The 12247-nt window shown below is 49.3% G+C and carries 14 protein-coding genes and 1 pseudogene; 5 read left to right on the top strand and 10 right to left on the bottom strand.

What is annotated here, in order from left to right; translation table 11 throughout:
* The 3 genes from ACSIPU_RS24820 to ACSIPU_RS24810 all read left to right on the top strand — a co-directional run.
* Positions 1-73: hypothetical protein (locus ACSIPU_RS24820; RefSeq protein ID WP_032414367.1), on the top strand; the 73-nt coding region annotated here is incomplete at its 5' end.
* A 93-nt stretch (positions 74-166) separates the two neighbouring features.
* Positions 167-1021, top strand: coding sequence for a hypothetical protein (locus tag ACSIPU_RS24815; RefSeq protein WP_241170218.1), 855 nt, complete (start codon positions 167-169; stop codon positions 1019-1021).
* On the top strand, positions 1018-3057 hold the full coding sequence (locus tag ACSIPU_RS24810) for an ATP-dependent helicase (RefSeq protein WP_000166877.1): 2040 nt from the start codon (positions 1018-1020) through the stop codon (positions 3055-3057). Before ACSIPU_RS24815 ends, ACSIPU_RS24810 begins: the two co-directional genes overlap by 4 nt.
* Positions 3058-3059: 2 nt before the next feature.
* Here ACSIPU_RS24810 and ACSIPU_RS24805 read toward each other — a convergent pair whose 3' ends face one another.
* Positions 3060-3314, bottom strand: coding sequence for a hypothetical protein (locus tag ACSIPU_RS24805; protein WP_000880375.1), 255 nt, complete (start codon positions 3312-3314; stop codon positions 3060-3062).
* A 140-nt stretch (positions 3315-3454) separates the two neighbouring features.
* Positions 3455-3674: pseudogene (locus ACSIPU_RS24800) on the bottom strand (type I restriction-modification system subunit M N-terminal domain-containing protein); the annotation flags it as partial.
* A gap of 625 nt (positions 3675-4299) precedes the next feature.
* Here ACSIPU_RS24800 and ACSIPU_RS24795 point away from each other — a divergent pair.
* The gene (locus ACSIPU_RS24795; protein ID WP_001151572.1) at positions 4300-4641 is read left to right on the top strand and encodes a hypothetical protein; all 342 of its coding nucleotides are present in this window, start codon (positions 4300-4302) and stop codon (positions 4639-4641) included.
* Positions 4642-4732: 91 nt separating this feature from the next.
* Positions 4733-4924, top strand: a complete 192-nt coding sequence (locus tag ACSIPU_RS24790; protein ID WP_000398479.1) for a DUF7706 family protein — start codon at positions 4733-4735, stop codon at positions 4922-4924.
* A gap of 240 nt (positions 4925-5164) precedes the next feature.
* On the opposite strand, the gene ACSIPU_RS24785 is transcribed toward ACSIPU_RS24790, so the two are convergent.
* The 8 genes from ACSIPU_RS24785 to ACSIPU_RS24750 form a co-directional block, all read right to left on the bottom strand.
* Complete coding sequence (locus tag ACSIPU_RS24785; protein WP_000374058.1) at positions 5165-5620, bottom strand: hypothetical protein; 456 nt, start codon at positions 5618-5620, stop codon at positions 5165-5167.
* Positions 5621-5710: 90 nt separating this feature from the next.
* Positions 5711-6952 (bottom strand): vWA domain-containing protein, encoded by a 1242-nt coding sequence (locus tag ACSIPU_RS24780; protein WP_001053340.1) that lies wholly within the window; start codon positions 6950-6952, stop codon positions 5711-5713.
* Between the two features lie 428 nt (positions 6953-7380).
* Positions 7381-7956, bottom strand: coding sequence for a TerD family protein (locus ACSIPU_RS24775; protein ID WP_000301247.1), 576 nt, complete (start codon positions 7954-7956; stop codon positions 7381-7383).
* Positions 7957-8024: 68 nt separating this feature from the next.
* The gene (gene terD / locus ACSIPU_RS24770; protein WP_000116680.1) at positions 8025-8603 is read right to left on the bottom strand and encodes a tellurium resistance membrane protein TerD; all 579 of its coding nucleotides are present in this window, start codon (positions 8601-8603) and stop codon (positions 8025-8027) included.
* Between the two features lie 48 nt (positions 8604-8651).
* The gene (terC, locus tag ACSIPU_RS24765) at positions 8652-9692 is read right to left on the bottom strand and encodes a tellurium resistance membrane protein TerC (protein ID WP_000255079.1); all 1041 of its coding nucleotides are present in this window, start codon (positions 9690-9692) and stop codon (positions 8652-8654) included.
* A 22-nt stretch (positions 9693-9714) separates the two neighbouring features.
* Positions 9715-10170: a tellurite resistance TerB family protein gene (locus tag ACSIPU_RS24760; RefSeq protein WP_000007449.1), complete on the bottom strand. Its 456-nt coding sequence runs from the start codon at positions 10168-10170 to the stop codon at positions 9715-9717.
* A 22-nt stretch (positions 10171-10192) separates the two neighbouring features.
* A complete protein-coding gene (locus tag ACSIPU_RS24755) occupies positions 10193-11350 on the bottom strand; it encodes a TerD family protein (RefSeq protein ID WP_001054786.1) in 1158 nt (385 codons plus the stop codon).
* The gene (locus ACSIPU_RS24750) at positions 11350-11931 is read right to left on the bottom strand and encodes a tellurium resistance-associated protein TerZ (protein ID WP_000254137.1); all 582 of its coding nucleotides are present in this window, start codon (positions 11929-11931) and stop codon (positions 11350-11352) included. Before ACSIPU_RS24750 ends, ACSIPU_RS24755 begins: the two co-directional genes overlap by 1 nt.
* Positions 11932-12247: the final 316 nt, after the last annotated feature.

The raw sequence follows: 12247 nt of genomic DNA, 5'->3' as shown, positions 1-12247 counted from the left end.
CCAGGCCTCAGCATTTTATTATGGTGATCCCCTGGGCGAAATGCGCCTGGTAAGCAGAGTTTTTGAAATGTAAGGCCTTTGAATAAGACAAAAGGCTGCCTCATCGCTAACTTTGCAACAGTGCCCTTACACCTGCCCAGGTTGTAAGAGCCCCCTGACCCCGGTAATGGGCGAGTTCAACGCTAAGCACTTTCGCCATTCGGAAGAATGCTGTGCCCTTGAAACCTATCTTCACAAGTGCGGCAAAGAAGCATTCTTCTATCGCTACCAACAAGCTCTCAGCCGTGAAATGCCTATTAGCCTTGAGCTGGAGCGCCGGGTTGCCTGTAATGGTTCTCGTTTAGCCTTGGTTAGAGACGAAGCACGTCAGTGCGTAAAATCCGTGCCTGCACGCTACAACTTGACTCAATTTTTCGATCAGGCAGAGCTGGAAAAACACGATAAGGTCACAGGGCTGCGACCAGACGTGATGTTGTATGATACGACTGGCGAAAGGCGTTGCTACGTAGAGATTTGTGTCACACACCCCTGCTCTCAAGACAAGATCGAAGCCGGTATCCCGATTCTTGAGTTTAAGGTCCAATCTGCCTCTGATATTCAGATGTTGCTTACCGGGGCCTACTCGATCAAGGAGAAGATCCTGAGAGTATTCAACTGGCTTCCCCCGTTTCAATCTGTGGACACCTGTAGCGGCGTCTGCTCAGTAGGTAACGTGGATATGTCTGTCTGGAGTTTAAGTGGTTCCGGCCGACTCAACGAACAAACGATGCCGCTCGCTGAAGTGGATTTAACAATCAATTCTGACGTGAACACATGGCCTAGATCGTTAGGGGCCGCTGAGCTGGCTGATAACTTACGAGCTTTTATCCGTCACGCCGATCCTCATTCACTATTTCCCAACTGCATTATGTGCGAGCAAGCAGGCCGATGGGAGGATGGCTATCTGCAATGTCACAGTAAGGCAAAGATCGTTCCCTACACCGAGGCCCGTCAGTGCGCCAATTACAAGGTTAAGGCATGACCAAAAGACTGACTTGGGAGCAGAAAAGTATTGTCAGCCATGACACCGGACATGCGTTGGTAAAAGCCGTACCTGGTAGCGGGAAAACAACCACACTTGTAAAGCGCGTTGAGCGGCTGGTCAAGACGGGAACTGATCCTCGCTCCATTCTGATCCTGATGTACAACAAGTCGGCGCAGGTGAGCTTCACGGAGAACTTGAAGACGGCACTGATGTCGAGCGTGATTCCAGAAATCCGCACGTTCCACAGCTTGGCCTTAAAGATTGTTGGTTACGGAGAACGCCAACAGATAATCAAGAAGAAAGACCTCATTACTCCAAGCGACTACCGCTATGAGCAACTGGTAAAGCAAGCCTACCGCTATGGCTTTGACCATGAGGCGAATTATATTGACCCCAATGAAATTGAAAACTTCGAGCTGTTTATTGCTCGCTGCCGGGCGGCGGCCGTAACTCCTGTTGATGCTGCCAATGATCCAACGTTCAGCAACATCAAACGGGAGTTTATTCACGCCTATGGCCGCTATTGTGAGCTGCTGGAGGAAAACAGTCTGCGAACCTTTGATGACTGTTTGATTGAGGCTGTCGCACTGTTGCGTAATGACAGCAGCCTTGGTGCCCACTTCAAGCACATCATTGTTGATGAATATCAGGACGTTAACCTGATACAGCATGACATGACCCGCTTGCTATCTAAGTCGGATACGTCGGTTATGGCTGTTGGTGATGTTAACCAGTGTATTTATGAGTGGCGTGGTGCTCGACCAGACTTTATCGGCGGACTGTTTGAAAGGCACTACCCGAATACGAAGGTGTTTCAACTGTCATGCACGTTCAGATTTGGCCATGAGCTTTCCTTGATGGCTAACTCGGTAATTCGGCGCAACTCTACAAAGCTGACCAAGCTTTGTGTCAGTCATCCTAGCACCCCCAAAACAGAGGTCAGATTGCACTTTGATAACTGCCTATCCAAGGTGCTATCAAACCTCTCGGTGAGCAGTGGAACACAAGCCATATTGTCCCGCACTAAGGCGAACCTTGCTGAGGCGGAAATTGCTTTACGCCTGTGTGGGCTACCTTATCGCTACCTCAATGGTTCAAGCGCATTACACACCCGCACCGAAATCGGGATACTGGTAGTTGGCGTCTTGCTGTCTGTGTACGGCGATCTGCGGCTACTGGAAAACCATCCCAACAAACAAGCGATTGTTTACGGCTTTCTGAAGGAGGCTGGTTTTAGATGGCAGAAAGGGCAATTCAAAGCGGCGCTCAGTGGATTGATGGCTCCGCACGCCGACCTATGGTCTGCTCTAGGTCAGTTATTCGAGGGCGCACAATACCAAAAAGATCGGCTGGGCAGGCTCGCCACTATCTGCCAGAAAGACGGAGAGGAAACGCCTGCTATCGATGTGTTACGACGCCTGAGTATGGAGGGTTTCATTGATAGTGTTGGCTCTGAGGGTGTAACTCGCACTGGATCGAACGACCAGCAACGAGGGGTCGTGAGGATCGGGGAGCTACTTGACTCCAGTAAGATCGATTCCCGCACGTTTTTAAACCTTATCTTGAATCCAGGCGAGGCTGCTACTGACTGCGATCCCTTCATCCTTTCCACACTGCATGGTTCCAAGGGGCTGGAGTGGGATAACGTAATACTGATCGGGCTGAATGAGCAGGAATTTCCTGGCGGCAAACCCGATGATGTTTACAGCGTTCGCACATCGATGAACACCCCTCCGGCCGAAGAGGAAATCGAGGAGGAACGTCGGCTGTTTTATGTCGGTATCACTCGCACAAAACAGCAGCTAAATCTGGTGGTCCCTCTTGATGAAGGGCTTGCGCGGTGGCTCAAAAACCGCTGGGATAGCACCCCGAAGAAGTCACCGATAGCTACTCGCTTCGTCTATGAGGCTGGCTGGACTGCTTGTGCGGTTACCAGTGATGCGATCTATAACAGCACGGTAGAGAAACAGAAGGCTGACTTCAGCAAGTTTCACCAATGGTATCTAAGAGATCTTCAGCGGCTAAAAGTCTAGGGCTACCGATACTTTTCGATTTCAGACAGGTGCTCGTTATCCAGATCAATTGTGGCTTTTCTTTCAGAAGCGAGCTTCTTCGCTCGCTTTGCATACTGAAGCCCCTTGGCTGGCTGCTCTCCGCGTAGGATCTGTTCAGCCTGCTTGCTCGTGCTGTGCCCCAGAAAGCGTTCGTACTGCTCGTCAGATACCTCAGTGCCGATCAGTCGTTCGATCCAGCCGCTTTTCGGCGGGTAACTTACGCCCAGCGCAAGCAACTGCCTTTTCTGTACCCACTATTTCCGGCGCGGCCGGCTTCAATCAAGGCTTTGGTTAGAACTACAGCCATTTGGGGACTCTCATACACAAACCTGAACCATGCGGGTCTGATTGGCGGTCAAGATAGCAGCGCATCGAAATCAACACTGAACTCTGCTTCTAAGAACTCAATCGTGGCTGGTTGGCTATCGAGCGATGCTTCCCGTGTAGACTCCAGTGCGCACTCCAATCGACGCAGCAGAGTAAACGGCAAAATGATCTTGCCGAAGTCGGTATGCTTGAAATCCCCCCCACAGGTCTTCCGCGTTCTTCCAAATGAAATCAGCTTGCGAAGCAGCCGAACCTACGAACTCTGCCATCTTGGCCTCCAACCAACTTTTGCACGAAACGGCACATCTTCCAAAAGAGGGTTGTCAACCAAGTTTTGCACAAAACGGACTTTGATCCATTTCTAACTAAAATCTACAATCCAACCTCAGATTGCAAATAGCCTATGTTTATTACAGATGGTATGGTTCGTGTTTTTGTTTATTCGATGGCAACTGTACTCTTTCTGCCGCTTGGCTTGTTGAAAAGCACGTGGTGGTTTTCACCATTGTTTGCGATAGCTGCTATTGATTACTTAATGTTTCTGCGTCGACAAGGCTAGTTGCTGAACCTCATACCTCAGAGCAATCTGTATGTTTTTTACACCACTGGTTAAAAGGTCAGGCTACGTTCCTGACGTTTTTTAAAAAACAGTTTTATGTTTGATGCGTTACTGGTCTGTCTGGTAACCCAGTGGTACATTACCATTATTAAGGCTGGCTGGCGGTGGTGCATCATGCTTAAACGACCCTCTCTGAGCGTACTTTCCGACAGTCCTGTGCACCGCACCACTTACCCGGCAGGCCTATGTCTTGGTTATTCTTCGTTGTACCTTTTTCTTCAGCTTTATCCCTGACATGTCTGTCTGAACAGTTCTAAGCAAACCGGAATGTTGTCATGGCCAAAGTACAAGGGCTCTTTGTTGGATACCGAAAATTCGCTGTTGATCGCGACTGGCTTCGTCAGCAGGAAGAACAACGTTATCGGGATCGCCAGCGACAATTTGATGAATGGTCCAGGAAATGGGTCACTGTAACCAGGCTCAAAGAGACTCGTTTATGGACTGACGGAGCCATCAGGCGATGGTTGGGTGAACCTCAGCAGCAGGGTAAATATAAAGTTTTCCCCGTTGAAGCGGTTTTGGCTGCTGAGAAGTTGAATGAGTTTCGGCTCTGGCTTAAACCCCGACTGGAAAAGAAACGTGCCCAGCACCACCACTTTTTAATTCCATTTCTGTAAAGTAGAAACAACGGCAGTTCCGGCCGCATTCAAGGCTTCGGCATCTGGTCAGAAATAAAGCGCCATTTTTCAGTATAAGGGAGGTTAGATAGTGGAAGGTATTGAGACACTGAGTTTGCAGCTTGATGAGAATGAAACTATGGCCCTTGCTCAATTAGTTAAACGTCTGAGCTGGAGCGATCTTCGTGGCTGTGCTGTGAGTGACGAAGAAGCCTGGGTAATGAAAAGCGCAATTGAAAAATTACAACAGGCGTTAAGGGAAGAAGGTTATGCGCCTCGATGAGGCTGGCTTCGTTCTTTATTCCGATAACAAATTTGCTTAAGGACTAACTATGAGCCAGCACTGGTATGAGGTGAAAAGCAATCAGGGAATTGTTCAGGTGATTGTTGGGAGAAGATATTAATGTAATGCGTTTCTGCATTACATCAAGCAGATTAGCTTTTTCTGGTCAAAATAGACGATGTGATTTTTCTTTAGCCGAAGTCCATCCGCTCCCCACGCAACCGGTAAAGGTTCGCAGGTTTAATAAAGATAGGTTTCGTATCTCCCTAAGGGTGGGATAGGTAAACTCATAATGGCATCTGTGTTTACTATGTAAGTATTCGGGTAAAATTCATCTAATACAGTAAAGTTTAGTTTCTTACAAAAGCTTAATAAATATGGGTTTTTCACGTCTTCTATTACAACATCGCACCAGGGATTCGATTCACAGCAAAGCTTCAGAAAAGACTTAAACCATCCCTTGTTTTGTATTTCTTCCGGAAGCCGTACCACATGTATGGTCAGACAATCTCCATGATAACGATTAGTACTTTGTCTAAGCCCTACAACAATCCCCTTTTCTTGAATCTGTACACCTGCCTGATGCTCTTTCATGTCGGGCGTATAGTGCCTTGCTCTGTTTAACCAGGCCACCAGCTGCTGAGCCGTACTTGGTGATTCTTCAGCTATCCATTTCAGGTACTTGATGCGGTCCATATGCGCCTCCCTGTACGATTTCCAATGAACAAAGGCTCTACAGTATTAAGCTGCTGTAGAGCTCATTCAACCAAGCTCAAACTGTGCGTATTAAAGGATGCCTAACCTTTTTGTTTCATCGATCCACGGTCTGAATTCTTCCAGTAGATTATCATATAACTTTTCATCGCTAATCGAACCGAAATCATCCATGGCAAAGAAGTGGGTGTTATCAACCCGGCGGTCAGTAAAGTCATCCAGATTTTTGAGGATACCGTAGCTTGAACCACCCAGGCCGACAAACTTCCAGAAGATGGGGTAGTTGGCAGAACGCCGGATTGCATCTTTAATCGCCCGGGTCTTGCTGATCCCGCCATCGGTAATAAATACAACATACACCGGGATTTTCGAGTCCTTAAAGTAGTCGACTATTTCTTCCATCACAGGAGGCTCGTTGTTTGTCCCTCCGAGGCCCGGCAGGTTCTCCCAGGCTGAACGCTTTCCAGCCCCGCGAATGGACTGAATATATGTGTCCAGGTTGTCCAGTGTGACGTTTGGATACTTCTTATGCTTCTCTCCAAATCCCCAGACATCCATTTCACCGTCGTCGTCGAACTGGGCGGCAAGAACGGCGATGCGGTCCAGCACAGACTGAACGTTACCCTTACTGAACTGGCCACTCATTGAGCCGGATGCGTCAAGTACAAATGCAACCGCTGCCTCAAGGGTGTCCAGTTTATTTTTAGTAAGACTGACCGAGGCTTTTTTAGCGAGGCTTACAAGGCGCGGAGATCTGGTTTCCAGTTTCTTTTCCAGACTGATACGAGCAGGCTTTGCTGGCTGCGGAGCTGGCTGTGCGACATCAACGCCATAGCTAATGGCCAGAGGCTCAAGACCACCGTTGAAACCCTGCCCGAGCGCACGAAGCTTCCAGGCGCCATTGTGCCGATATACTTCACCCAGGATAATTGCTTTCTCACTGCGGCCCTGAGTCTCAGCCTGGAACTCAGCGATTCCTTGAGCCTGCATGCTCAACGAACTGAGCCCACTGATGGTATCTTCACCATCAATGACAACTGTGATTGCAATTTTACTGATGTTCGCAGGAACACGATCCAGTGCTATCTCAATGCTGGACTGCTGAGAACCGGTAACGAGCTTTACTGCCCCTTCAGGAGAAGACAGATTATTGTAAAAGATAAAGTCAGAATCGCCGCTGACCTTTCCCTGAGCATTAAGCAGGAACAGGCAGGTATCGGGTTCGCCTTTAAAGCCGGATTTGGTAGGGTACTGAAGATTCAGCCTGATCGCAGATTGCTGAAGTGGTATGTTTTGTCCGGATTGTAGATTCACATTAACTCTCCTGATTTTTGATTATTTTAAAGCGCAGCGTTTATATAGGTTCCCCTGGCTTAGTTCAGGACGCTGGATTTCTGGTGAGGCGTATATATGGTGTGACACCATATTTCATCACGTTGAAGTTTCTATACCTGTTGAATTGGAATTTCCATTGGTCGGGTATTTTATCTTCCAGAACCCGTGCCTTCATAAGTCGCAAACGTAACATATATCAGAGGGGCATGCTGTTGATATAAGGCACGGAATACAGGCTTTAACCAGCAACCAGAGAAAAATCCGTTTCCTGCCTTTAAAAGGCTCACGTCAGAATTAACATCTCTCTGCTTTCTGAGATTCCCGAACCCTTTCTGCCCCCCCCCTCCTGATAGCGGATCGCAACCAAAAAAAACCCCGGCATTGCCGGGGTATGATTCAGCGTTATTTTAGATGTTAACGCCGTGCTGGGAGGCAAGAGCCGCCAGGCCACCGGCAAAGCCCTGACCGACAGCTTTAAACTTCCACTCAGCGCCATGACGATACAGTTCACCGAAGACCATAGCGGTTTCGGTTGAGGCATCTTCAGACAGATCGAAACGGGCAATTTCCGTGCCGTTGTCGTTGTTGTAAACGCGCATGAAGCTGTTGCTCACCATGCCGAAGTTTTGTTTACGCGCTTCTGCATCATAGATGGTAACGGCAAACACCAGTTTTTTGATATCTGCTGAGACTTTGGTCAGATCGATTTTGACCTGCTCATCGTCGCCGTCGCCTTCACCGGTACGGTTGTCGCCCTGGTGCTCTACCGCGCCATCAGGGCTGGTTTTGTTATTGAAGAAAATGAAATGCGCATCTGACAACACTTTACCGTCTTCGCCTACTGCGAACACGGAAGCGTCCAGGTCAAAACCCTGACCATCGGTTACACGGGCATCCCAGCCTAGGCCAACCATAGCAACATTCATGGTTGGTGCTTCTTTGGTCAGAGATACATTGCCGCCTTTTACGAGAGAAACTGCCATTTTTAGCTCCTGCAAACAGTTGAATGAGGGCTGCATTAACAGCCCCGGGTAGAAAAGTTACTTTTTGATCAGGACGCGTTAATGCCGTACTGAGCACATACAGATGCCAGACCACCAGCATAACCCTGACCTACTGCGCGGAATTTCCACTCACCATTGTGGCGATACAGCTCGCCGAACAGCATGGCAGTCTCAGTGGACGCATCTTCGGTCAGATCGTAGCGAGCAACTTCAGTCTGGTTATCGTCATTAACCAGACGAATAAACGCACCGGATACCTGACCAAAGCTCTGGCGACGAGCCTGAGCATCGTGGATGGTCACAACGAAGATGATCTTGTCAACTTCAGACGGGACGGCGTCCAGTTTAATTTTCAGCGATTCATCATCACCATCGCCCTCACCGGTGCGGTTATCGCCGGTGTGCGTTACGGAACCGTCGGATGACGTCAGGTTGTTATAGAAGATGAAATCTGAATCGCCGCGCACTTTGCCGTTTGAGGCCAGCAGGAATGCTGAAGCATCCAGGTCAAAGTCCTGACCGTCTGTTGAACGCGCATCCCAGCCAAGGCCCACCAGGACGTTTTTCATTGACGGAGCTGCTTTACTTAGGGAGACGTTCCCGCCTTTGGAAAGAGAAACACTCATAAAATAACCTCTTCGATTAGTAATTGTTCAGGTTAACACTTAAGGGGATTAACTCCCCTTTTCCTCAGATTCAGGTTTGCCCGGGAACATGACGCTTGCGAGAATGCCCAGCGCCAGTACACCCAGTACAACATACAGGCTGGTTGTTGCCGCGATGCTGTAACCATGATGCCAGATGTGATCGGTCGCATTCAGGCCGAGTTTTGCCGCGATGAAGAACAGCAGCACGATAACGGCCTTCTCCAGATGAACCAGGTACTGTTTCAGTGCCTCAAGGACAAAGTACAGAGTACGCAGGCCCAGGATAGCAAACATCATGGCACTATAGACGATAAGCGGTTCACGACTGACGGCAATGATTGCCGGTACCGAGTCAAACGCGAACATTACGTCCGAGAGTTCAACCACAGCCACACACAGGAACAGCGGGGTCGCATACAGCGCCGCTTTTTTACCACGGCCAATGGTGACATCGCTGTTTTCTGGTTTCGCCAGTTCAGCATCCACTTCCTTCTGGTTAAGCAGGAAGGCATGCCCTCTGAGCTTCGGCCAGATAGGGAAGAAGCGTTTAACCATGCGGTAAGCCAGATGCTGGGAGTAATCCTCAATTTCATCATCGTCATCACCGCTTTTAAGCATCATGACCGCTGTCCAGGCAACGATAATAGCGAAGACAACTTCAACATACGGCCCCAGACTCAGCAGGCTCGTACCGATGGCGACAAAGATGCCCCTGAAGACAATGGCACCAATGATCCCCCAGTAGAGAACACGGTGGCGATAACGATCCGGAACGGCGAACCAGGAGAAGATGGCCATCATGACGAACAGGTTATCGACCGACAGCACTTTCTCCAGCGCATAACCCGTGACAAACAGACTGGCAACCTCAGCACCGTGGTGGATATAGAGGAAACCGGCAAATGCCATCGCAACCACAACCCAGAATACGGACCAGAGCGCCGCACTCTTCAGCGAAATAGGCTTGTCATCACGGTGCATAAACAGGTCAATAAAGATGGCACCGACTGAAAGCGCAATAAAAACAATGACCGTTTCAGTCGGGAAGCCGATGTGTGTGGAAACCATATTTTACCCTTAGGGATGTGGATCAGAGGCCAAATTCAGCCGGGTCGAAGCCCAACGCGATAGCGATCTCGCGGGAGGCCAGTTTCTCGTCCTGATCGAAGTTACCGTCACTTTTCGCAACGGCAATACCAACACGTAAGGCCAGCTGAGCGGCCTCAGGCTGATCTTTCAGCGCCAGGATGTATTTCATGGTTTCGCCCTTGCCGATTTCAACATCGAAATCGAAGCTTGAAACCAGTTTATTGAAGAACTCAATCACCTCATTGGTATCGAAGACCTTCAGCTCTTCTGAAGAGCGCAGAAAGCCCATCATTTTCTGCTTTTCTTCCGAACTTACGCCGTCACTCGATACGGCAATACGGGCACATACAGCAACGGTGCCCTGCATGAATTTTTTGTTTTTGAAACGGCCAACCTGGCGGGTCAGTTCGTCACGGCCTGAGTTAATGGCACCTTTAACTTTGTCGAAAAAGCTCATACCTGTTTCCTTTGTTGCTGTGTTATTTAGAACCGGCGCTCCAGCGAAATCCCCAGCCAAATGCCCGGTCCATTTCGTCCTGGCCTTTGAAGTACTGGTTAATTCGCTCGACTTTAATTGCGCCGTTTTCGTTTACGAGTCTGGCAATGGCGCACAATGTGCGACGGTTTTCACCTTCGGTCAGGCGGGTCTCAATGGGCGGTTGATCCGGCACATGAATGGTGACCACACCATCAGTCTTGTCCCAGCTGGGAACACCTTCATAAATAAAGGCGTAAATCAGCACTTCGCGGATATGCTTCCATTCACGTCCATTGATATGCAGCCACTCGCCGTCTGATACATCACCCGTCCGGTCATCGCCCTTGAGCTGAACATACGGTTCATCGCGATAATCACCGAATGCATTACCGAGCGCCTGAATGACCGATTTATACCCGTCCTGAAGCTCAACAAAGGCCCCCAGATCCAGGTCGATTCCTTTGGAGCCGAACATGCCTGCAAAGCCTGATTTGCCGCTGCCCCGGTGCCAGTTCAGGTTGATCCGGATTTCACCGAAGTTATCCCGTTTGGTCAGGCTGATTGCAGGCTTCTCTTTTGTCAGCGATACCTTGCTCAGGCTGATTTTTGTCTCAACTGGCGGAGGGGTTACAACCGGAGGAGTCGGGGCTGCGGGAGCCGGTTCGTCGGCAATATTTACGCCGAAATGCTCTGCCAGCGGTTTAAGTCCACCGTTGAACCCCTGCGCAACGAAGCGGAATTTCCAGTCATTATTACGACGGTAAAATTCACCCAGAATTAAGGCTGCTTCCTGACGGCCGCTCAGTTCGACACTGCCGCTAACCAGGCCGGTAGCCCCTTGCTCCACGTCGATGGAAAGATTACGAAGACCGGACACCGTCTGCCCACCGTCACAGGTCACGGTGAACGCAATTTTCTGGACATCAGGTTTCAGCCGGTTGAGCGCGACAGTAAAGGTTGAGTACTGGCCTTCACTGACCAGGCTGACGGTACCATCATCGTTACGTGGCTGACCATAAAACACCATGTCCGCATCACCCTGCACCTTCCCGTCGGCATACAGGCGAAACGCCGAAGCATCCACCTGGCCGCCCGAGGTGATCCGGACCCGCAACTCCTGGGCTGGAACGGGGGCATTGCCCCCCGGCGTCAGGTTCATTAGCGAATAACCGCTGAAACGATATCGGAGTGCATATCGTCAATTGTGCGGCCGCGACAGGCATGGCCAAGGGCGGTAAAGTCCCAGTTGCCGTTATTACGGCGCAGCGAAGAAATAACGATCCCGGTATGTGAGCCCTGCTCAGTCAGCTTGTAGCGAGCCAGCTCTTTGCCGGTTTGATCGACAACGCGGCAGAACGCGTTTTCGACGTCATTGAACGACTGACCACGGAAGCTGTTTACCGTAAACGCCAGGTATTCAACGTTTGCAGGCAGTCGGGAGAGGTTGACATTAATCACCTCATCGTCACCGTCACCTTCACCGGTCAGGTTATCGCCACTGTGCACAACAGCGCCGCAGGTGGATTCCAGTTTGCGGAACCAGATGGTGTCAATTGTTTTACCGGTGCTGTCCATTAATACGCAGCCAGCATCGAGATCGATTGAGTCGTTGCCTCCAAACAATCCTCCAAGAAGACCTTTTTTCTTAACCGGATCCCAACCGAGACCGAAATGAAGCTGGCTTAATGCAGATGATTCTTTGCTGAGTGATACCGTCTGGTTCTTAACTAATGAAACCATGTTTTATTCCTTAAAATGGTAATGACCGAGACAATCAAAGGTATATTTAGTAACTGACGAAGAAAATCATATCATGATGAAGTTCTCTGACAAGGGAAATTTTGGTAGTTTTCTGTAAAAACACAAAAAGAAATCCTTTTCAGGGTGTTAATTTTCTAAGTTTAATTTAAATATCAATGTGTTATCAGGAATCCAAAAAACCTGACGCACTCCATAACCACAGGAGTTATTAATCATATTATGATTGACATGTAGCTTAGACACTCATAGACTCACTTCTCAATCATAAATTTGCATGGCGTTCCGGATAATTAAA

This window comes from Klebsiella sp. HN106 (assembly GCF_051209435.1).
GTDB lineage: Bacteria > Pseudomonadota > Gammaproteobacteria > Enterobacterales > Enterobacteriaceae > Klebsiella > Klebsiella oxytoca.
The sequence above is the reverse complement of the archived record's forward strand: the minus strand, read 5'-3'. Positions and strand labels throughout refer to the sequence as shown.

Bases quoted from the DNA above. Each gene is read 5' to 3' on its own strand.
- ACSIPU_RS24815 (WP_241170218.1), top strand. From the start codon at position 167: ATGGGCGAGTTCAACGCTAAGCACTTTCGCCATTCGGAAGAATGCTGT.
- ACSIPU_RS24810 (WP_000166877.1), top strand. From the start codon at position 1,018: ATGACCAAAAGACTGACTTGGGAGCAGAAAAGTATTGTCAGCCATGAC.
- ACSIPU_RS24795 (WP_001151572.1), top strand. From the start codon at position 4,300: ATGGCCAAAGTACAAGGGCTCTTTGTTGGATACCGAAAATTCGCTGTT.
- ACSIPU_RS24785 (WP_000374058.1), bottom strand. From the start codon at position 5,620: ATGGACCGCATCAAGTACCTGAAATGGATAGCTGAAGAATCACCAAGT.
- ACSIPU_RS24775 (WP_000301247.1), bottom strand. From the start codon at position 7,956: ATGGCAGTTTCTCTCGTAAAAGGCGGCAATGTATCTCTGACCAAAGAA.
- terD (WP_000116680.1), bottom strand. From the start codon at position 8,603: ATGAGTGTTTCTCTTTCCAAAGGCGGGAACGTCTCCCTAAGTAAAGCA.
- terC (WP_000255079.1), bottom strand. From the start codon at position 9,692: ATGGTTTCCACACACATCGGCTTCCCGACTGAAACGGTCATTGTTTTT.
- ACSIPU_RS24760 (WP_000007449.1), bottom strand. From the start codon at position 10,170: ATGAGCTTTTTCGACAAAGTTAAAGGTGCCATTAACTCAGGCCGTGAC.
- ACSIPU_RS24755 (WP_001054786.1), bottom strand. From the start codon at position 11,350: ATGAACCTGACGCCGGGGGGCAATGCCCCCGTTCCAGCCCAGGAGTTG.
- ACSIPU_RS24750 (WP_000254137.1), bottom strand. From the start codon at position 11,931: ATGGTTTCATTAGTTAAGAACCAGACGGTATCACTCAGCAAAGAATCA.